Consider the following 21,254-nt stretch of genomic DNA (forward strand, 5'->3'; position numbering starts at 1 on the left):
GCGTGAAATATGTTGAAATCATCGTATTGGTTGTCCCGAGTATTACTAGAGCAATCTTACATCGTCGAAGATGAACGAGTAACAGGAACGAAAACAAAGAGTTGTCATTTGCATATCGAAAATGGTGTAATTACAGAAATTATTGATGCATCTTCACCAATCCATAGCGATCTGCCAATCTATGACGGTGGTAATCTACTCATGTTACCATCTTTCATCGAAGGACATATCCATCTGGACAAAACGTATTTCAGTGATGCTTGGCATGCGGTGAAGCCGATCTCGAGTATTTTTGACCGGATTGAAGAAGAGAAGGTGCTGCTGCCGCAAATCCTGCCGAAGTCCCAACAGCAAGCGGAGAATATATTAACGCTTATTCAAGGACTAGGAACGACACATGTTCGAACACATTGCAATATTGAGCATGTCAGTGGCCTGCATCGTCTAGAAGCGACCCAACGAGCATTAGCAACATTTACGAATAAAATGACGTCCGAAATCGTTGCATTCCCGCAGCATGGCTTATTGCATTCGGACTCCGTTGGTCTAGTGCGTGAAGCGATGCGCGAAGGTGCAACCCATGTGGGAGGGCTTGATCCCCATTCGGTAGATGGTGATATCGAGAAGTCGCTGCAGACAATGTTCGAACTCGCTATAGAAGCGGATGCGGGGATCGACATGCATTTGCATGAAAGCGGGGAACACGCGAAGCATACACTCCTCAGGTTAGCGGACTTAACTGAAGAAGCAGGTCTGATTGGGCGCGTCACGGTGAGTCATGCATTCTGGTTCGCGAGTGCAGAGGCCTCGGAAGCGGAGTTGATGGCTGATCGGTTCAGCGAACTCGGCATCTCCATAGCATCGACAGTACCGATTGGCCGAACGCACATGCCGCTTCCGATGCTGGGCAGCAAGGGTGTGAAAGTGAATCTCGGGACGGATAGCTTGACGGATCATTGGTCTCCTTTTGGCAATGGAGATATGCTCGAGAAAGCAGGACGATTCGCTGAACTCTATCATTACAATGATGAGTTCCGATTATCGCAATCCCTTCGTTACATTACAGGCGGGATCACACCACTCGATTCGAAAGGGAACCAAGTCTGGCCCAAAGTGGGGGATCATGCGAACTTCGTCCTTGTTCAGGCAAGCTGCTCCGCAGAAGCTGTTGCGAGAAGAGCACCACGTCAATCCGTATGGTATCAAGGCCAAAAGGTTAGCGAAACGATCTCATAAGATATCAGACCTTGAAGGAGGAACGACAAGATGCAACATCGGAATGATGAAGCGTATCGAAAGGCGATGATGGCTAAGGCCATCTCGCTCGCTTATACAAACACAGAGAAACATCAGGGAAAGCCTTTCGGTGCGATCATCGTCAAGGATGGACAGGTCATCGCGACAGGCGTAAATGAAGTTCTATCCACTTGTGATCCGACGATGCATGCGGAGATTCAAGCGATTCGTGAAGCATCCCGTAAGGAACGGACGGCTGATCTGTCAGGATATGAGTTGTATGCGAGCGGCCAGCCATGCCCGATGTGCCTCAGCGCCATGTATTTGGCGAATATTCAGGATGTCTATTATAGTTACGGAGAACCTGATGCTGCAGAGGTGGGTCTAAGTACGAGATACATCTATGAACAAGTTGCATTACCTATCGATCAGCGTGATACACAACTGAAACGAATCGATCCAAGCTGCTCTGATCTTAGGCCTTTAGCGTTGTGGAGAAACCTTTCGGAGAAATAATACCGTCGAGAAATATGTAAAATTATGAAACGTCCATTCCTGCGGGCTTGATGCCTCGTATGGAATGGACGTTTTTGTCACAATTGTGAAGCTAATTCAGCGATACGTTGATTGACATGATCTTCGAATAGGCCGCCGTGATAGGCAATAACTCGCGTGATATCATATGAAGTGAGCTTCTGGATCGAAGCGTTAGCTTGAGCTAGGTCGATTGAATATCTCGGATCTGGACCTAAGAGCTGCCCGTTCTCAACGACCATCGCATCACCTGCGATCAGTGTCTTACTCGCTTGATGATAGACGCTGAAATGTCCGGGTGTATGTCCAGGTGTATTAATGATGATTATTCCGCCACAATAAGGGAGTATCTCACCGTCTGCAACCAAGGTGTTCACGGGTGCAGCAGGAGGATTGGCGAGTAATCGTTTGAATGGGAGTGCACGTTCAGGCGGCCAAGAATCCATCGATGCGATGACCTCATCCGTAAATTTCATGATCCGACGTTCCCCTTGAATATAGGGCTTCTCAATCGCATTACTAATGACCTCGATCGGAGCTTCCGCGTGTGCAACGAAGCTAGGCAGCCCGCCAATATGGTCTAGATCATGATGTGTAATGATGATTTTACTAAGGGTTTGAAATGATTTGCCTGCCCGTTCGAAGGCTTCTTGAAATAAAGGGAGTTGACCTGGATAACCGGTGTCGATCAGAATTGTCTCATTCTCGTCCCAGATCAAGGTAGGGTAGATAATACGTTGTTCTCCCATGAGATGTGCTGAAATTTCGAGTGCTTCGATACCAATTCCTGTGTTCAAATGAATCCCTCCATTGTTCATATGACTGATGCTAGATTATAATAACGCTGCATACAAACAATGTCAAACATTAATTTTTAATCATAACACAAAAATAAAAATTTGTCAATATATAAATTCGGCTATTTTGTATATTATGATAATCATAGGACATAGAATCGCGAAAGGATGGGTTACCTTTGGAAAATAAGACAGCGTTGGTACTCGGGGCTTCAGGATTAGTCGGAGCGGCTCTGGTTGAAATCCTTGTTTCTAGAGACTATTATCAGCAGATTCATCTGCTTGTTCGAAAACCGCTACAGCTTGCTTCAGGGCGATGCATCCAGCATGTCATTGATATGGATGAACTACAGCGGTATAATCATCTTTTTGAGGTCAATGATGTATTCTGTTGTCTTGGGACGACGATTAAGAAAGCGAAGTCGAGAGAGGCATTCCTCAGAGTGGACTATGACTATCCTGTGGAAGCGGGTCAACTCGCTGCACAGCATCACGTTGAAGGGTACTATATCGTGACTGCCATGGGAGCTAGCTCTAGATCATCGATTTTCTACAGTCGAGTCAAAGGAGAAGTGGAGGATAAGCTCGCTTCGCTTCAGCTTCGTTCACTACATATCTTTAGGCCGTCATTGTTGACCGGAAATCGGGAAGAATATCGATTTGGGGAGCGAGTAGCAGAGAAGATCAGTCCATTCCTGAACCCGTTGTTAGTTGGACCGCTGAAGAACTATCGTTCCATCAAAGCGTCGACCGTTGCGTTATCCATGGCTTTGACAGCGGAGAAGCCGTTAAAGGGAACCTATGTACATTCTTCCCATCAAATGGCTGATCAAGCTGCACGTCACAGTTGAAAGAAAAGAAATAGAGGTGGATTATGAGAGGGAATCAGATTTACATAAGAGCATTAACGATCGAGGATGCTGAAGCTTTGCTGCAACTTCGGCAGCGTAATCATCAATTTCTACAACCATTTGAACCGTATCGCGGTGCGAATTATTTAACATTAGAATGGCAAATTCAAGATATCGAGAATAGCGAATTTGGTGCAAAGTCAGATCAGTCCCATACCTTTGGTATTTTTCACAATGAATCGGATGAATTAATCGGTAGAATCGCGATTACAGGCATCGTTCGAGGTCCAGCGCAGCATGCGAATATCGGGTACTTTCTAGATGAAGCCTATAATGGGAAGGGGTTGATGACAGAAGCGGTGGAACTATGCATCAAATTCGCCTTCGAACAGTTGAATGTGCATCGACTTCAGGCTGGTGTCATGCCTAGAAATCTTCGTTCCGCAAGGGTATTGGAGAAGGCGGGCTTTAGACGCGAAGGGCTGGCTGAACGATATATTCACATTAATGGTGTCTGGGAGGATCATGTTTTGTTCGCGATAACCGCTGAAGAATACCAAGCTTGATCGGACAAGATATACAAAATTATACAGCGCGATTCAGCTTATTTTAAGCTTCGGATGGTATGGTGACGACATGAGATTGTGTGCTCGAAGAGAAAGAGGGATTCAACATGAAAATAACTATGAAACATCTTCGAATGCTGGGTGTGACGGCCGCGGCCATCCTCGTGATTATCTTCTTGCCTTGGCAACATGGGCCTAAACATCCCTTGCGAGGCGGGTTGGTGATTCTGCGGCCAAACGCAGTTGGTCTCGGAGCCAGACCTATAATTTCCGGGAAGAAATCGAACATAGCTGTTGAGGTGCCGCAATCAGCGAAGCTATTTGACCACAAGGTCGCTGTGATCATGTACCACCACATCGATCCAAAGCTTCAAAATGAAGACACCATTACGCCTGAATTATTCGCATCACAGCTCGATGAACTGACTCAGAATCATATGCAGTTCATATCTTTAAATCAGTTCCGCTCTTTTATGAAAGGTGGGAGTGTGCCGGCGAATGCCGTACTTGTCACGTTCGATGATGGATATGAGAGCTTCTATAAATATGCGTATCCGATCATGAAGAAGCGTCATATTTCCGGCGTATGCTTCGTCATAACAGGTGATCTGACGCCGCGTGCATTGGTCTTTACACCGCACATGACGCCGGAAGAGATTCGGGATATGACGCAGCGTGATCCCGATATGGAAGTTCAAGCGCACACGGATGATCTGCATTTTAAGGTTAATCGCGGGCATGATGGCTTAACGGGGTTCCTCATCGTGAATGGGAAGAAGGAGACGAAGCAGCAGTATATCACTCGAATCAACCAAGATATTAAGGCTTGTGTACAGAAGCTATTGCCCTTAAATCGGCATGCGATTGATACGTTTGCCTATCCTTATGGACTGCACAATTCATCTTCGATCCGAGTTCTGCAAGCGAATGGTATCCATTACGCATTCACGACAAAGCCAGGACTCAGCACGACGGCGATGAATTTGATGTTATTGCCGCGGATTAATGGAGGTTCGCCTCATATTACGCCGCAAGCTTTATACCAATCGATTCGCAATGCTGCTACGCCGACGCTTACGTTCATGGGCTCCTTGTTAGAAATGCTGAAGCCCGCTTAATACGAAGAAGCCCAAGACAAATGTCTGGGCTTCTTTTGGTTCCACTAGCTTGATTTTAGATAATCCAAAAACAGTCGTTTGAGGATTTGCAGCTGTCTGATGGGGTCAATATCGGTCTCAAGCATCGGGATGCTGTTCTGCAGCGATAATTTCTTCGCGAATAAACCATAAGCATGAGTTACCGTTGCTATTGTCTCCTCTAGAGGTAGATCGGATCGTACGGATCCATCATGGATACCGTCTTTCACGATCTGGCTTAAGGAGTTCTTAATTCGCCCGATCGCTTCGGTATACAGCGGGAGATCCTCTAACGGCTCAGTGGATTGGGCGGCATAACTCTCGAATGCTTCGAGCAGCTTCGTATTCTGGCTATGTTCCGCGCCGATAAACCCGATGAACGTATCCAACATGAACTCTAGCTTCTCATAACAAGTGCCTGGAAGATTTGCGACTCGATCGAACGTCTCGATTTGCGATTCGACAATCCGCGTAGCGACGGCAACGATTAATTTATCTTTTTTCGGAAAATGCCGAAATACCGTGGCTACACCCATGTGAGATTCTGTCGCGATATCCTGCATCGTTGTTTTGTCCAGTCCTTTGCGATTGAAGATGCGCTCAGCGGCTTCAACAATCAGAACAATCCGTTGCTGTTTAGCATCCTCACGTTCTAGGTCCCATCTGGTCTTCGTATTCACGTGTTCCCACGTTCCTTCCCTTACGTACGTATTAATTGGTGATTGATCATAACAGAACGGAAGTTCATTGTCAAATGGAAGCGCTTATTCGAATAAGTTGTACTTCGGCATGAAAGGGCGTATAATAAGTTTTGGATATGATGATAGTCACACTATCATTATGATATTATAACTATCTTAACCGAAATTAATCATTTATAAGGAGTCGATGGACATGTCGGAAACAAATCAAGTTGTTGTTATTACGGGAGCGGGTAGTGGTATTGGCCGTGCTTCAAGCTTGAAATTTGCTGCAAATGGCGACAAGGTCGTATTGGTTGACTTCAACCCACAAACAGGTGAAGAGACTTTGAAGCTTGTGAAGGAACAAGGCGGCGAAGGGATTTTCGTGCAAGCGAACGTTGCGAACAGTGAAGATGTGCAGAAATATGTGAACAAAGCGGTTGAGACCTATGGACGTATTGATGTTTTCTTCAACAATGCAGGTGTGCTCCAGAAGATGTCTATGTTCGCGGATATAGAAGAAACCGAGCTTGATCGTATTCTATCCGTTAACGTCAAAGGTGTATTCCTTGGTATGAAATATGTGCTTAAAGTAATGGAGAACCAAGGCAGCGGCGTTATTATCAACACCGCTTCGACAGCGGGAATTCGCAGTGAGCATAGCTTAGCGGTATATTCGGCGAGCAAACATGCCGTTGTCGGCTTGACGAAATCGGCTGCACTTGAGTATGTGAAGAAAGGGATCCGTGTGAATGCAATCTGCCCAGGTGGGGTGGATACAACCCTTACGCAAGCTGTTCCAGTAATGATGCAGACGTCGGGTTATATTCCAGAAGAGCTGCCTAATATGAGACTTGGACGCTTCGCGCAGCCTGAAGAGCTTGCGGAAGTGGTCACGTTCCTCGCATCGCCGAAGAATAGCTACATGACTGGATCGATCGTAGCAGTCGATGGTGGATTAACACTGTAATAAATAAGGGACTTCATCATTTAGAATAAAGACGGATCTCATGAAGAGGTCCGTCTTTATTTTGCTCGAATTAGGGATGGGAAGAGTCGATATCCTCCTTCAGGCGTGCAATGAAATTACGATAAATACCAGAGAAGTGCTTCCCTTCAGCGCGTACCCAACCCAGGTAAACAGGCTGCTGATCAATGGACTCGAGCTCGAGTGTAATGATTTTTGAGGCGAATAGATCTGGTCCGTGAAGGAATGAGAAATCCATTCCTAGGGTTACCGCTTGATGATTGATGACGGATGTGCGAATCGCATCGGTATTGTTCGAGGTATACAGCAGATTGACGGAACCGTATTTTTCTTGGAAATATTGAACGAACCACGTGACATAATCATCTTGATAAATCGCTAATGTCTCATTTCGAAGCTGCTCAGCTGTGACAGTGTTCCGCAACGCGAGTGGGGATTGCCGACTGACTCCGGCAACGATCCGTCCTTGCAGCAACGGTTCGAAAGTGAGCCCCGTTAGATTTTGATGGATATGCTCGGATTTGATAATGAGGCCGATGTCCAGCTTATTATGCCGAATATCATCGAGGATTTCCTGTGAGCCCTTCTCCGTGATTTCCATACGGATATTCGGATAGGCGCGTTTGAATCCCATCAGCGAATCTACCCATAACGACATCGGACCTGGGATCGAAGCGACGCGGAGTTCACCGCTGACATGGTTCGAATAACCTTCGGCTTCATCGCGCAAATCCTGAACTTTATGAAGAATATCATAGGCTCTCTGAATGATTAATTTTCCTTCGGGTGTCAGAGCTGCTCCCAATCGGGAACGTGTGAATAAGTGAACTCCTAATTCCGTCTCTAAATGACTGATGGATTGGCTGATTGCGGATAGGGTGACATGTTTGTTCTGTGCGGCACTGGTTAGAGAGCCTGTCTTTGCAACTTCCACGATATATTCTAATTGTTCGAGATTCAAATTGCTGCACCTCTATTACTTAAGTAATACTTAACTAATAGTAACTATAATTAATTATTATTAAATGATCAACAGTGCTACAATGAATCCATTAAGATCAACCATTTGCAATGAAATATATCACATACTGAGAGGTGTTGGGCGATGAGACTACAAGGGAAAGTTGCACTCATTACAGGCGGCGGCACAGGGATTGGGAGAGCGACTGCGCTCCGGTTCGCACAAGAAGGTGCCAAAGTGATTGTCACAGATATTCAGTTACAGAGCGCTCAGGATACTGTTCAAGACATCATTCGGTTAGGTGGAGAGGGATTGGCCATTCGGCATGATGTCTCCCAAGAAACCGATTGGATTCAAGTGGTGGAACAAGCGAAAGAAGCCTATGCGAATATTGATATTTTGTTCAATAATGCAGGAATTTATATTATTAAGCCGCTTGTAGAGATCACGATCGAAGACTGGAATCGCCTGATGGGAATCAATGTAACGGGTGTATTCTTAGGGATGAAACATGTGATGCCAATCATGGCTGCACAGCGGAAAGGTTCCGTTATCAATGCCTCTTCGATTGCAGGGATCAAAGGCGCTTCAGGCCACGTGCTATATGGTGCAAGTAAAGGTGCGGTTCGATTGATGTCTAAAGATGCTGCCATCGAGTACGCTGCCGCTGGTATTCGAGTGAATTCCATTCATCCTGGTTACATTGATACAGGGATGGTTGACTATGCGGCTGCAACAACCAAGGCTTCTAAAGACGCATTAGCGGATCTATCGCCGAACGGTCGTCTTGGTACGGTTCAAGATATTGCGAACATGGTGCTGTTCCTTGCTTCAGATGAAGCATCTCATGTGACAGGCGGCGAGTTCGTCGTCGATGGTGGGGCAACAGCGAAGTAAGTTAGAGACGAATAGGGGGTATTAGCCATGAAATTACTTAATAAAGTAGCGATTGTAACCGGTGGAGCTAGTGGGATTGGTGAAGCGACTGTCAAATTATTTGCAAATGAAGGAGCGAAAGTAGTCATTGCGGACTTCTCTGATCGCGGTCAACAATTGTCAGATACATTGAATGCAGAGGGCAAGGATACACTCTACATTAAGACCGATGTAACGAATGAAGAGCAAGTAAAACATATGATTGAGGCTACGGTAGAGAAATACGGCCAATTGGATATACTATATGCAAATGCAGGGATTGCCAAAGACGGACCAGCCCATGTGCTGAATATGGAGGCATGGCAGCGTACGATTGACATTAACTTAACAGGTGTGTTCCTCTGTGATAAATATGCAATTGAGCAAATGCTCAAGCAGGGTACAGGTGGCGCGATCGTGAACTGTGGATCCATTCATAGTCATGTTGGTAAACATGGTGTTACAGCTTACGCATCGGCGAAGGGTGGCGTGAAGTTATTGACGCAGACACTGGGTATTACTTATGCCCAAGAAGGAATTCGAGTCAACGCCATTTGCCCAGGTTATATTGATACTCCATTGATTGAAGGACGCAATGAAGCGCTTAATGAACATCTTGTGAGTCTTCATCCGATGGGGCGGCTAGGCAAGCCTGAAGAGGTAGCCAAAGCTGTTCTCTTCCTGGCAAGCGATGATGCATCTTTTGTTACAGGTACAAGCTTGCTTGTCGACGGAGGATATACCGCTCAATAATTCAGCCGAATAGGTCAAAGACGTCGGTTACCGATAGAAATATGGGTAGCAGTCGTCTTTTTTTGTATGCAAAGATTGTATGAAATCTTGTTGATGATATGCTTTTTGCTTGTTAGAGTCCCAAATATCACTAGCAATGTTGGTTGCTTTACTATAAAATGGAATTATATATAATGAAACTGGGTTTCATATGGTGAGACAAAGAGAGGGTGACTTTCATTGGCATACGAATTTGTTGGTCTGGACCATGTTCAACTTGCAGCACCTGAGGGTTGTGAAAGTGAAGCTAGGAATTTCTATCATCATCTCTTGGGTTGGCCAGAAATTCCGAAGCCTGAACCGCTCAAGCAACGAGGTGGTGTGTGGTTCCGATGTGGAAGGCATGAAGTGCATATCGGTGTGCACAAGGACTTTGTGCCTGCAACCAAGGCCCATCCAGCATTTCAAGTGCATCAAATTGATGCATTACGGGCTTACTTTCTCCAGAACCTTATTCAAGTGATGGATGATACGGCACGGGCGGACGAGGGCGTGAAGCGTTTCTATGTACAGGACCCTTTTGGCAATCGGATTGAATTTTTAGAGTGGATGTAATTGACAAATCATAAGTGTGGCATTACGATTATGGTAGGAATTTACTTTTTATAGGAGAGGGTGAGTGTTCAATGTTGAAGCTGTTTGAATTCAAGGATCACAGAATGATGAACGTGCGTTGTAATCTCATTGTACCACCCTTACTCGATACGTATATTTTGTATGCGTAATTAATTCATGAGTAATTGGGATAGGACCATGGTGATGTACGCCATGGTCTTTTTTGTTGTTCAGAATGAATGAGGGGGGGAATGCCAATGAATACAATTAGAAATTTGTATCCAAACGAAGTCGAGGAATTAAAAGTGATTCTACGGACTGTGTATCAAGAAATACTAAGTTATCAAGAAGATCGTATCCAGAATAATGAAATCAAGATGCGTAAAGCGGTGAAGTCCACATTACCTTATTTAAATCTTTTCAAAACACATATTCCTAAATACAAGCAGCGTTACATTGAATTATTGGAAAAACAAGAAGAACTGAAGGCATACGATTTGATCATTTGTTTTGATCGTGCGATATATGAACTACATGCTCGTGTCGAAGCTGGAATTTTCGCGGATCTGCCATGGAGTAAAGAATTAAGAGATCTCTTGAACGAGAGACAGAACACGTCGGGTGTAGAGATGACTCGAAATGAATCCGTTGTCGAGTACATCACGAGTGGAATGAGTGTAAGCCGTGGTGTTGTGGAAGGTATCGCTCGTGTCATTCTGGATGAAACCAATATATCGAAACTCAACCAAGGAGATATTCTTGTTACTTCAATGACAGCTCCGAACTTCGTACCTTATGCAAGTCTTGTCACGGGTCTAGTAACGGACAAAGGCGGGTTAGTATGTCATGCAGCCATTTTAGCTAGAGAGTTCAACTTACCTTGTGTTGTTGGCTGTAAAGATGCAACGAAGACAATTCAAGATGGAGAGCGGATCAGACTCGATGCAGATACAGGGATTGTGGTGAGGTTAACAAGATGAGTATTCTACCACTTATGAACGTATCCGATGAAATTTCTTATGGCGGGAAGGCTGTACAATTAGGATTTGCAATGCGAGCTGGATTGCCTGTACCCATGGGCTTTGGCGTATCGTATCAGTCTGTTCAGGAGATTGTAAACAATGAAAATGAGCATTTATTAAATGGGTTAGATGAAATTATATCTCTACTAGGAGATTCCTGTACGGTTAGATCTTCCGCTGTCGGTGAAGATGGGGTGCAGGCAAGTTATGCAGGAATATTTAGGACTGAACTTCATTTGACGAATCGATCCCAAATTTTGAATGCAATTCGGCGGGTTGCATCCTCTATTCATTCCGATCAAGCTAATCAATATCGTAACAAAATGGGGGTGACATCGACCCCGAAGATGGCTGTTATTATACAGCAAACGGTCAGAGCTAATTGTTCAGGTGTGATGTTTACAAGGCATCCGATTACGCATATTGATGAACGGATCATTGAATCATGCTGGGGGCTAGGGGAGAGTGTTGTATCAGGTAGAATTATTCCTGATCAATACAGGGTTAATAGAGGAGTAACGAGTAGTCAATTGGTTAGAGGAATGCAAGATACAGCGATTTATACCTCATTGAACGGAGGCACGGTTGAAGTTGAACTTGAAGACCATCTGAAAGACCAGGCTAGTCTCAACGATAATCAAGTTAGACAACTTGATCGCTTAGCCCAAACCAGTGAAGAGCATTTCGGAGCAGGACTTGATTTGGAATGGGCCTTTGCGAGCAATTCGTTGTATCTACTGCAGTGCCGGAAAATGACGACTTAGCTATTTTACATGAAAATACCGCAATACTGTCTTCATCTTGGAAGGTTCTGTCTTCGTATTATCCGTCAAGTAAATTTCGCGATGGGTACGTGTGCTAAGCTCTAAGTTATGCTCTTGCATGAATTGCTTCATTCTCGTGAAGCTATGTACTTCATCGGCAAAAGGTCCCACATGCAGCATTTGGACGGACTTGCCATCCTCAATGGAATCGAACACAACCTCATCAAGAGCAAGGGTCGGTTTCTTCTTCCTCGTTGTCTCTAACGCGCGGCTGACAACATCTTCGGTGACGAAATCAGGTTGGCGAATCATGATCGTGTAGATCAAGTCGTCTAGGTTCAATGTCTCAATAGAGCGGCTTTCCTCGGCTAGATCCCACACACCTTCTAGCGGATACACCGTATATTCGAAGTAACCAGGTGGCGTATACCCTTGCTTAGGCATCATTCGAATGGCGTAAGATAGAGCATAGAGGACCTCGACTTTTGCAGAAAATGCTGTAGAGTTCGGGTTTCCTCTGCCTCGAATCATTAGAAATTGCTGCTTGGGTACGGTGATGAGCACGGGTTCGTTTTTCGGAAGATAGAGATCTTTTTCTTTTTTTCTCCATTCATATTTCATCGCATTCACTCCCATTCATCTATGAATCCATTTGGCTAGCCTCGAGGATATCTTAAATGAAATGGATCGATTATTCAAATGTGACTGGTTGTTAATCTAGCCGTTGTGTGAATCATTTTAAGTGTTTACCGGAGAAAGAAAATGCTTAGTCAACTCGCAAAATAATACTTAGTGTATCACTGTGCCTAACCGTTCGAGCACCGTATCCAAATTCTGTCCAGGAACTCGCATGATCAAATCTCCTAGCTTCTTTAATCGTTCTTCAATGTTATGTAGATTAAACTCTTTTGCATCGGGGCGAAGAGCCACTTCGGACCAGAGCAGCGGCGTAGAGAGTGTCGCATGCGGTCTTGCGCGTGGTGTGTAGGGGGCAGAGAGCGTTCTTCCATAGCCATGCTGAAGATAATCAATATAGATTAAGTCCCCGCGATTTTTCTTGAACCGTTCAATCGTGAATAGCTTTGGGTACTTCTGTACCGCGAAAGAGGCAATGAAATGCCCAAGCTGGCGCAATTGATCGAACGAATACCGCTCGTCGGTCGGAAGAGGAACGTAGATCTGTACACCGGTAGCACCAGAGGTTTTGGGCACGGAGGTAATGCGCAGCGAATCGAGAATTTCACCAATCGCTTGCGCTGCTTCCATGATGCGTGGTTCCGGGTCGCGACTCGGATCGAGGTCGATGATCCACTCGACGGGTGCCGTATGGCCTATATAATGAAGTGATGGGTGAAATTCCAGGCAGGCGAGATTGCCAAGCCACATGAGGGTGGATAACGAATTGAGGTTCACGTAATCAATATCTTCTAATGGGGCAGTTTGCACGAAATCTGGTTTTCCTGTTGGACAATTTTTCTGGTAGAACGATTTAGCCTGAACGCCATTCGGATACCGAATGGTCGTCAGATGGCGATTGGCACAATATCGGAGCAGATATGGAGCAAGAAACACGAGCTTGTTCAAGTAATCCAGCTTCGTCACTTGAGCTTCCGGCCAGAGAAGCTTATGGGGATTCGAAATGGTGAGTTCGTTGCCGTCTATCCTGATTTTCTCTTTCTGGACAACGCTCATGTGTTTGCTCCTTATCGAATCATATTTTGGGTTTGCGGCTAATTTTCGGATGCCGAAGCACACCTTGATGCGTTATCTCAAGACCTGTGACTTCACAGCTTAGCGGCTTAGATAGCCACAGGACGTGTTCTTTTTTTAGATCCATAGGAAGTGGAGAGAAGGGTGCGCTCGAAGCCGGATGAGTTGCCGCGTAGTTCATTAATTGCTCCTTGTCTGCACCATTCAGTCCTAACGAAACACGGCCGAAGTAAGCCCCGTCGCTCACCATGACCATACTTGCCACACGGCCTTCGCGAATGGTAATACCATAGATGTCGACTTCACGCAGGATGGATGTTTTACGTTTCCACCAATCTTGATGTTTCTTGCCTTCATGGTATCGGCTTGTTAAGCGTTTACTAACAACACCTTCCCACTGACGCTCTTCCACCCAGTTCCAGAGCAGGTCCCCATTCAAGAATAGATCGGTCACGAAAAGCTGCGGCAGCTTCTCCGGCAATAATTCATTCAGACGCTGATGACGCGACCGAAAAGGCTTGAGTGCCCAATCTAAACCGTTTTCATGGAGAATATCGAAGACGACGTACATCGGTTGATGATCTGGATATTGTGACTCGGTTGACACGACACGTTTGCTGCGAACACGCTGTTGGATACGTTTGAAATCGGGCCGCTGCAATACGGTATCGAACATGACGAGCTCCCCGTCAAGCAGGAGGTTGCCACTTGGGAATTGCTTCTGCAGCAGCGCTACGATTTCAGGGAAAGCAGCATTTTGCGTAAGCATGTTCTTAGAATAGAGCGTGACATTCCCTTCCGATAAAACAGCGAGAGAGCGAACGCCGTCCCACTTTAATTGATACCCAATATCGGATCCCGTCGGAAGTTGATCTTGATAGATGGGGGACATCGGCTTAATCGGAAGGGTCATACCATAAACATGCAGTCCGGTGAATCCCATCTTAAGAAGCCGTTTCCTTCGCCTTTTTGCGGCTTCGAGGCTTCGGTTTGGTAGGTGCTGGTCCACCCGTGTCTGCTGCGACAACTGGCTTCACGACATCAAGGCTCGCCTGCAATGCCGACATCAGATCTATGACATTCGTCTTCTGTGCTGCTGGTGCTACATTAATTTCTTCTCCGGCGATTTTATGTTCGATGGCTTCCAGTAATGCTACGCGGTACGTATCTTTATACTTCTCAGGCTCAAAAGGAGTCGTTAGTTGGTCGATCAACATTTTCGCCATATCCAGTTCTTTCTCATTCACGGTTACAGGCGTCTGCGGCAAGTTCGGCACTTGGCTGACGGGTCGAATCTCATCAGGGTAGAAGATCGTCTCCATCGCAATACAATTGTCGATCACGCGAATGGCGGCGAGACTGCTCTTGGAGCGAATAGATACTTGAGAAATACCAATTTTCTGCGTTTGCTTCATCGATTCGAGCAGTAGATTATACGCATGCGCTCCAGTTTCAATCGGGGAGAGATAATACGTTTTCTGGAAAAAGATCGGATCGATATCGTTCAAATGGACGAAGTCCAGAATCTTGATCTCCTTAGTGATCTCTCCGGACAATTTCTCCAGTTCATCCTTCTCGAAAATAACGAATTTTCCAGGTTCATACTCATAACCCTTCGAAATTTCTTCCCACTCCACTTCGGTATCGCATGTTTTGCATTTTCTTACATAGGATAAGGGCGTATTGCATTTCTTATGAATGTAACGCATCGAGATATCTTTATCTTCCGTTGCCGAGAACATTTTCACAGGAACGTTGACTAACCCAAAACTGATGGCGCCTTTCCAGACTGTATGCATGACTCATCAACCTCCATGAACGTTTTTCGTACAGGCTTGTCATTAGTATGGTCCAGATAACTGCGATTTATAATGGGAAAAGGGAGCAGGGATTGCGAATGCTGGTCTTATTCGACTTGGATGGAACACTGATTAGTTCATATATGGATAATCCGGATCGGAATTATGATCTCTGGACAATTTTGCCCAATCGAAAAGAGATTCTGCATGCCTTGTTAGCACAAGGGCATTCCATTGGCATTGTCACGAATCAGGCCGGTGTTGCGTTTGGACATATTACAGAGAAGAAGGCGATGCAGAGGATTCATGCCCTGTTCGATGCCCTTGAGCTCGTGCCATATCCTGCTGTCCAAGTGAGCTATGGCCATCCGAAAGCACGTATTCCTCGTTATCGGAAGCGCGAAGCTGTTGCCCGTCGGAAGCCTTCCGGCCTGATGCTTCGGGAGCATATCGCTATGAACCCTGAAGCGGCTTCGGAGGGTGTTATTTATATAGGTGATCGTCCTGAAGATGAAGCAGCTGCGAAGGATGCAGGTGTTGATTTCGTATGGACAGATGCGTTCTTCCGACTTGATAGCGTAGGGCATAAATGATTTATAACGATTTTTTATCTATACATTATTTCTGGCTCCTTTAGAATGAAAGTACTGACATAAAGGAGAGAATTGAAATAATCATGAATACAACACGGATATTAGAAAGTTCAAAGCAGGATATGGATTTTATCGAGAAAGGAATTTGCGATTACAATGAATCACACGTGCCTTTTGAACTACCTATTCCAGTTGAGGCTATCAATAGGCATATAAAAGATGAAAACGGCGACATTATTGCTGGGATAAACTGTATTCATTATGCGTGGAAATGCATTGCGATCGACGCATTGTGGGTACGTGAGGACTATCGGAAAACGGGTCTAGGGTCCCGGTTATTAACAGAGATCGAGAACGCGGCAAAAGCGCATGGATGTCATCTGATTCATGTCGATACCTTTGATTTTCAAGCCAAAGATTTTTATTTGAAACACGGTTATATGATTTTCGGCGTTTTAGAAAATTGTCCCTTAGGTCATCAACGCTATTATCTGCAAAAGTCTATTTCATAGCGTTCCGAATCCCATCAAGTAGATTTGATGGGATTTTATTTATTAATATGATGAAAATGTAAACAAATGTATATGAAAGTAAGAACTTATCTATTTTTCTATGACGAACACGTCTCATAGTATTAACTGTGAGGAGGCCTCTTGGTAAGGAATGGGCGCCCGGGAACCGCCTATGACGAGTACTCAAGTTAGCAGTACGAAAAACACAATATATCATTTCATACGAGGAAATGAGGATGAGGAATGAAGCCAAGCCAAAGGTATCGACAGTGGTGTTCGTTGTTGTTATCGGTTATCTTGTTTTTTTCGATTGTTTTTTCCGTAAATCCGCAGGTGATGTTCGCAGAAGGAGCAGGAGGTACGGACGAGATTGTGCAGCCGGCACCGGAGATTCCGGTACCGGGGACAGAGCCAGACTTACCGACGGCACCACCTCCGGAAGATATGCCGGATGCGATTGTCTCACCTGACATGCCTAACGCGCAAGAAATTGTATCGGCAACAGCGCCGAGCGGCGCAAGGGAAAATTACGCGCTACATAAGCAGGTTAGGGTGTCGGGCAATGAAGTTGATTATGCGCATTTTCCTAAAAACGCCGTCGATGGCGATCTAACGAGTCGCTGGTCTTCCGACAAATTCGATGATCAGTGGTTCGAAGTTGATCTGGGAGAGAAAAAAGATGTTGGCCAAGTCATTATCCGCTGGCAGACGCCAGCCACGTCCTACCGCGTGCTGACTTCGGTCTATGGTGATAATTGGGAGGACATTACACTTGAGAATGATGGCATTATTAATTGCCAAGGCGGAACGGAAGTCCTAAATTTCCCTTCAAGAGAAGCAAGATACGTCAAGTTTGTAGGGGTTGAGCGGAAACCGGTAGATGGCATTCTATATGGGTACTCATTCTATGAGTTCGAGGTCTACAGTGAAGACCCGCTAGCGAAAATCATCAAAGGGATTCGCGGTATTGAACCGATCAGCCAAGGACAGACCGAGTTCCCATTCCCGTCTGTACCGGAAGGTTATCAAATCTCTATCTATGGATCGGATGCGCTGCCTGTCATTGACAAGGAAGGCGTCATTCACCCCCCATTGGTGGATAAACAAGTTCATGTGATGCTGCAAGTGCAGAGCGTGGAGGACCCAACGCAGAAAGCGATAACGCCGTCTTTCGAAGTTACGGTTACAGGATTAAATCAGCAGATCGAAGGATTGAATGAGGAACCGAAAGTCATTCCATCCCTGCAAGAATGGATTGGGAGAACAGGTCAATATACCTTATCGCCTTCAGCGAAGATTGTCTATAATGACCAGTCGTTAGCCAAATCAGCAGCGATCGTTCAAGAAGACATGAAAGCGATTACGGGATTAGAATTGCAAGTTACCCAAGGGTCTCCATCGAGCGGAGATCTGTACTTGTCCTTAAATCCGTCGGATAAGGTCTTAGGTCAAGAAGGTTACATACTCGATATCGCTGATTATGTGTCCATTACGGCACCGACGGTCAAGGGGGTATTCAGCGGGACGCGATCTGTACTCCAAATCCTGAAGCAGGATGAAGGTCATGATCAGATTCCGAAGGGGTTGTCACGCGACTATCCGAAATACGAGACACGCGGATTTATGATCGACGTGTCTCGTAAATTCTATACGATTGATTTCCTTCGGGATTACGTGAAGATGATGGCCTGGTATAAGATGACTGACCTGCAAATTCATTTAAATGACGATGTTGGGACACCATTTCCGGATAATAATCAGCGTGCAGCGTTCAGACTTGAAAGTGAGCTCTATCCAGGGCTGGCGAGCTCGAATGGCCATTACACGAAGGAAGAGTTCCGCAATTTGCAGCGACTAGGTCAGGATTATGGCATTAACATCATTCCGGAGATCGATACGCCAGGACACTCTCGCGTGTTCACGACGTATTACAAGGAAAAGTATAACAAGGATCTTGGCAACGATTCACATCTGGATATCTCCAAACCGGAAACGGTCGAGTTCGTGAAGAATCTCTTCTCCGAATATATCGACGGCTACAACGGCGGGGAACCGACCTTCTTAGGTCCTGATGTTCAGATCGGAACCGATGAATATTCGGGCAACACGGAAGATTTCCGAAAGTACATGGACACGATGATCAACTTCATCAACAGTAAAGGCAAGCATCCAATTTTATGGGGCGGCATGCAAGCCTATGCCGGCAAGACGCCGGTCAGCAATCAAGCGACGATGGCGATCTGGCATTTGCCGTATGGCGGGCCGAGTCAGGCGATTGAACTTGGATATGACATCATTAATACGAACAACAGTTATTTGTACCTCGTACCGCGGCTTTATGCAGATTATTTAAATGCCTCACTGCTCTATAACGAATGGGAACCTGTGAAATGGTACGGCGAGACAGTGCCATTCGGTCATCCGAAATTAAAGGGCGGCATGTTCGCACTCTGGAATGATATTTCGTATGAAGCGGGTCTGTCCTCAGACGATACGCATGTACGCTTGGTTCCTGCCATCCAGGTATTGTCCGAGAAAATGTGGCATGGCGCGAGAAGCGATGTGGACTACGACACATTTGTGAAGACGGCAGCGGGGATGGGAGATGCGCCGAATACTCACCTTTCTTATGACGTGAAAGTCAACAATACGGAAGGAAGCGTCCTTAATTATTCGTTCGAAAACAATTTCAACGACGCATCCGGTAACGGATACAATGCAAGAGGCAATAACGTCGATTTTGTCAAAGGAAAATATGGGCAAGGCGCCCACTTCAACGGTGGTACTAGCTATTTGGAGACACCGCTCAACAGCTTAAACTTCGGTTGGACCGTCTCCATGTGGATTAACCCGGATGCGGACAATCCGGACGATGCCGTATTAATGGAATCGCCTGCGGGAACGGTAAAATTAAAGCAACACGGCACCGAGGGTAAATTAGGATTCTCTAAAGAAGGATATGATAGCGCATTCAATTACAAAGTGCCGGCAGGGCAATGGACGCATATTCTCCTCACAGGGGATAGCAACGGCGTCTCGCTCTATGTGAATGGGAATGAATACGTCGAGAACCTGGCACAGCCGGTGCATCGCATTCAGACGCTCGTCCTGCCTGTCGCGAAAATCGGCAGTGCAACCAACGCGTTCAAAGGAACGATCGATAATCTGCAAGTCTACAATCGATTCGTTCCGCTGCTCGATGTGAACAACTATGCGCTGCATCAGGCAACAGATGCCTCTGGAATGGAGGCGGCATGGGTACCTTCGAGCCAAGCCGTCGATGGCAATATGAACACGCGCTGGGCGAGTACGTACAAAGCAGATTCGTGGTTCACTGTTGACTTGGGCAAAACGCAAAATATCAGCAAGGTCGTCATCGGATGGGAGACGGCAGCGAAAAAATTCAAAATTCTCGCATCCAATGACAAAGAAACGTGGTTCAATGTAATGAATGACGATAAAATCCTTGAATTTGATGGGAAACTTGGTACGAGTACGATTAAATTCGATCCAAAGCAAGCAAGATACGTCAAATTCCAAGGGATTGAAAGAACGCCGGTAGATGGCGCATACTACGGTTATTCCATCTATGAGTTTGAAGTTTATGGTGATGATCTGATGGTTCCATATAAAGCGTTAATTGATGCAGCCGAGAAATTGATCGATATGAACAAAGGGAACCAAGAACTTCGCAATCAATTGATGAAGCTCTTGGATCGATACCCGTATCATTTCGAGACCTTAGTGGATACGCTGCGCGATCTGAACGATCGATTGGAGAAGTCATTCAATGAAACGGAGAATCCAAGGCCAAAACCTGAAAATCCTGGACCTGGCTCATCAACGTCCGGCACCGTCCAACCACCAGCCGCGAAGGAAGGCGAAGCGACGATCAAAGCTGGCGAAGCCGGCACAGTCAGCTTAGGCAAGCAGATCACCGTTTCTGTTCCGGCAGGAGCAGCGAAAGAAACGACAAAGCTGCAGCTTAAGAAAATCGACAATTCCGCTGACATGCTCAAGCAGCAGCCGAATGCATTAAGCGCGGTGTTCGAATTGTCGAAGGATGTGAAAGGCAGCTTCGACAAGCCGATTCAGATCAGCTTGACGTTTGATGCCAGCAAGCTAGGCAAAGATCAACAAGCATCCGTGTTCCAATACGATAAAGCAACAGCGCGTTGGGTGGAACTTGGAGGCACGGTAACGGGGAGTGCGATTCAAGTGGAGACACGCGATGTCGGCATATTCGCAGTCTTTGCGATCGATCGCAAGCCTTCTGAACCGAAGCCTGCATTCCAAGATATCGCAGGCCACTGGGCTGCGAAGGAGATTCAAGCTGCCGTGCAACGCGACATGACGAACGGATATCCGGACGGAACATTCAGGCCGGATCAGTCCGTGACGCGGGCAGAGTTCACGGTATGGCTCGCGAAAGCGATGCAGCTAAGCGACGAAGGCCGTACGAAGGCGTTCACGGATCAATCCTCGATCCCGGCATGGGCGAGTGAGGCCGTGGCGCAAGCTGTAGAGCTCGGACTCATTCAAGGCTATGCGGACCAACGGTTCATGCCGAATCAGCCGATCAGCCGCGCAGAGATGGTGACGATGGTCGCGAGAGCATTGAAGCTGTCTACCAACGCAAGCGCAAGAACGAGCTTCGCCGATGACAAGCTGATCCCAGCATGGGCGATCGGAGCCATTGATACTGCTGTGCAGCAAGGCTGGATTCAAGGGCGCGGCAGCAATCAATTCGCGCCGAGTGCCTCGACGACGCGTGCGGAGTCGATGACGGTCTTGTTGAAGGCATTCCCAGTCAACTAAACGCAGGCAAGTAAAAAAGACG

Annotated in this window: 21 protein-coding genes; 14 read left to right on the top strand and 7 right to left on the bottom strand. The window is 46.1% G+C overall.

Annotation, left to right across the window (positions count from 1 at the left end; translation table 11 throughout):
- Window positions 1-9 precede the first annotated feature (9 nt).
- The gene (locus C558_RS0120185; protein WP_018758108.1) at window positions 10-1,236 is read left to right on the top strand and encodes an amidohydrolase; all 1,227 of its coding nucleotides are present in this window, start codon (window positions 10-12) and stop codon (window positions 1,234-1,236) included.
- Between the two features lie 30 nt (window positions 1,237-1,266).
- A complete protein-coding gene (locus C558_RS0120190) occupies window positions 1,267-1,752 on the top strand; it encodes a nucleoside deaminase (protein WP_018758109.1) in 486 nt (161 codons plus the stop codon).
- A 77-nt stretch (window positions 1,753-1,829) separates the two neighbouring features.
- On the opposite strand, the gene C558_RS0120195 is transcribed toward C558_RS0120190, so the two are convergent.
- Complete coding sequence (locus tag C558_RS0120195) at window positions 1,830-2,567, bottom strand: MBL fold metallo-hydrolase (RefSeq protein WP_018758110.1); 738 nt, start codon at window positions 2,565-2,567, stop codon at window positions 1,830-1,832.
- 179 nt (window positions 2,568-2,746) lie between these two features.
- Here C558_RS0120195 and C558_RS0120200 point away from each other — a divergent pair, with 179 nt between their 5' ends.
- From C558_RS0120200 to C558_RS31510, 3 genes are all read left to right on the top strand, one after another.
- Window positions 2,747-3,418, top strand: a complete 672-nt coding sequence (locus C558_RS0120200) for a Rossmann-fold NAD(P)-binding domain-containing protein (RefSeq protein ID WP_018758111.1) — start codon at window positions 2,747-2,749, stop codon at window positions 3,416-3,418.
- Window positions 3,419-3,441: 23 nt separating this feature from the next.
- Window positions 3,442-3,984 carry a GNAT family N-acetyltransferase gene (locus C558_RS0120205; protein WP_018758112.1) on the top strand — a complete coding sequence of 181 codons (543 nt, stop codon included), beginning with the start codon at window positions 3,442-3,444 and terminating at the stop codon, window positions 3,982-3,984.
- Window positions 3,985-4,091: 107 nt separating this feature from the next.
- Window positions 4,092-5,102, top strand: a complete 1,011-nt coding sequence (locus C558_RS31510; protein WP_018758113.1) for a polysaccharide deacetylase family protein — start codon at window positions 4,092-4,094, stop codon at window positions 5,100-5,102.
- Between the two features lie 44 nt (window positions 5,103-5,146).
- Here C558_RS31510 and C558_RS0120215 read toward each other — a convergent pair whose 3' ends face one another.
- On the bottom strand, window positions 5,147-5,800 hold the full coding sequence (locus tag C558_RS0120215; protein ID WP_018758114.1) for a TetR/AcrR family transcriptional regulator: 654 nt from the start codon (window positions 5,798-5,800) through the stop codon (window positions 5,147-5,149).
- A 214-nt stretch (window positions 5,801-6,014) separates the two neighbouring features.
- Between C558_RS0120215 and C558_RS0120220 the strand changes: the two genes are divergently transcribed.
- On the top strand, window positions 6,015-6,773 hold the full coding sequence (locus C558_RS0120220; protein WP_018758115.1) for an SDR family NAD(P)-dependent oxidoreductase: 759 nt from the start codon (window positions 6,015-6,017) through the stop codon (window positions 6,771-6,773).
- Between the two features lie 70 nt (window positions 6,774-6,843).
- Here C558_RS0120220 and C558_RS0120225 read toward each other — a convergent pair whose 3' ends face one another.
- Window positions 6,844-7,752: a LysR family transcriptional regulator gene (locus tag C558_RS0120225; protein ID WP_018758116.1), complete on the bottom strand. Its 909-nt coding sequence runs from the start codon at window positions 7,750-7,752 to the stop codon at window positions 6,844-6,846.
- Between the two features lie 144 nt (window positions 7,753-7,896).
- Between C558_RS0120225 and C558_RS0120230 the strand changes: the two genes are divergently transcribed.
- From C558_RS0120230 to C558_RS0120255, 5 genes are all read left to right on the top strand, one after another.
- Complete coding sequence (locus C558_RS0120230) at window positions 7,897-8,649, top strand: SDR family NAD(P)-dependent oxidoreductase (RefSeq protein ID WP_018758117.1); 753 nt, start codon at window positions 7,897-7,899, stop codon at window positions 8,647-8,649.
- A 27-nt stretch (window positions 8,650-8,676) separates the two neighbouring features.
- Entirely contained in the window at window positions 8,677-9,420 is a 744-nt protein-coding gene (locus C558_RS0120235; RefSeq protein ID WP_018758118.1) for an SDR family NAD(P)-dependent oxidoreductase, read from the top strand.
- 219 nt (window positions 9,421-9,639) lie between these two features.
- Complete coding sequence (locus C558_RS0120240; protein WP_018758119.1) at window positions 9,640-10,014, top strand: VOC family protein; 375 nt, start codon at window positions 9,640-9,642, stop codon at window positions 10,012-10,014.
- A gap of 257 nt (window positions 10,015-10,271) precedes the next feature.
- Entirely contained in the window at window positions 10,272-10,994 is a 723-nt protein-coding gene (locus C558_RS0120250; protein ID WP_018758121.1) for a PEP-utilizing enzyme, read from the top strand.
- On the top strand, window positions 10,991-11,800 hold the full coding sequence (locus tag C558_RS0120255; RefSeq protein WP_018758122.1) for a PEP/pyruvate-binding domain-containing protein: 810 nt from the start codon (window positions 10,991-10,993) through the stop codon (window positions 11,798-11,800). The genes C558_RS0120250 and C558_RS0120255 overlap by 4 nt, the downstream gene beginning before the upstream one ends.
- On the opposite strand, the gene C558_RS0120260 is transcribed toward C558_RS0120255, so the two are convergent.
- The 4 genes from C558_RS0120260 to ku all read right to left on the bottom strand — a co-directional run bounded on the left by C558_RS0120260 (window position 11,801) and on the right by ku (window position 15,309).
- Window positions 11,801-12,421 carry a GyrI-like domain-containing protein gene (locus C558_RS0120260; protein ID WP_018758123.1) on the bottom strand — a complete coding sequence of 207 codons (621 nt, stop codon included), beginning with the start codon at window positions 12,419-12,421 and terminating at the stop codon, window positions 11,801-11,803.
- Window positions 12,422-12,589: 168 nt separating this feature from the next.
- A complete protein-coding gene (gene ligD / locus C558_RS0120265; RefSeq protein ID WP_018758124.1) occupies window positions 12,590-13,492 on the bottom strand; it encodes a non-homologous end-joining DNA ligase in 903 nt (300 codons plus the stop codon).
- Between the two features lie 19 nt (window positions 13,493-13,511).
- Window positions 13,512-14,453, bottom strand: a complete 942-nt coding sequence (locus tag C558_RS0120270) for an ATP-dependent DNA ligase (RefSeq protein WP_018758125.1) — start codon at window positions 14,451-14,453, stop codon at window positions 13,512-13,514.
- Between the two features lies 1 nt (window position 14,454).
- On the bottom strand, window positions 14,455-15,309 hold the full coding sequence (gene ku, locus C558_RS0120275) for a non-homologous end joining protein Ku (RefSeq protein WP_018758126.1): 855 nt from the start codon (window positions 15,307-15,309) through the stop codon (window positions 14,455-14,457).
- A gap of 98 nt (window positions 15,310-15,407) precedes the next feature.
- Between ku and C558_RS0120280 the strand changes: the two genes are divergently transcribed.
- The 3 genes from C558_RS0120280 to C558_RS0120295 all read left to right on the top strand — a co-directional run bounded on the left by C558_RS0120280 (window position 15,408) and on the right by C558_RS0120295 (window position 21,232).
- Window positions 15,408-15,902, top strand: a complete 495-nt coding sequence (locus C558_RS0120280; protein WP_018758127.1) for an HAD-IIIA family hydrolase — start codon at window positions 15,408-15,410, stop codon at window positions 15,900-15,902.
- Window positions 15,903-15,985: 83 nt separating this feature from the next.
- Complete coding sequence (locus C558_RS0120285; RefSeq protein WP_018758128.1) at window positions 15,986-16,414, top strand: GNAT family N-acetyltransferase; 429 nt, start codon at window positions 15,986-15,988, stop codon at window positions 16,412-16,414.
- A 243-nt stretch (window positions 16,415-16,657) separates the two neighbouring features.
- A complete protein-coding gene (locus C558_RS0120295) occupies window positions 16,658-21,232 on the top strand; it encodes a discoidin domain-containing protein (protein WP_018758130.1) in 4,575 nt (1,524 codons plus the stop codon).
- Window positions 21,233-21,254: the final 22 nt, after the last annotated feature.

Source organism: Paenibacillus terrigena DSM 21567, assembly GCF_000374845.1.
GTDB classification, from domain to species: Bacteria; Bacillota; Bacilli; order Paenibacillales; family Paenibacillaceae; genus Paenibacillus_K; species Paenibacillus_K terrigena.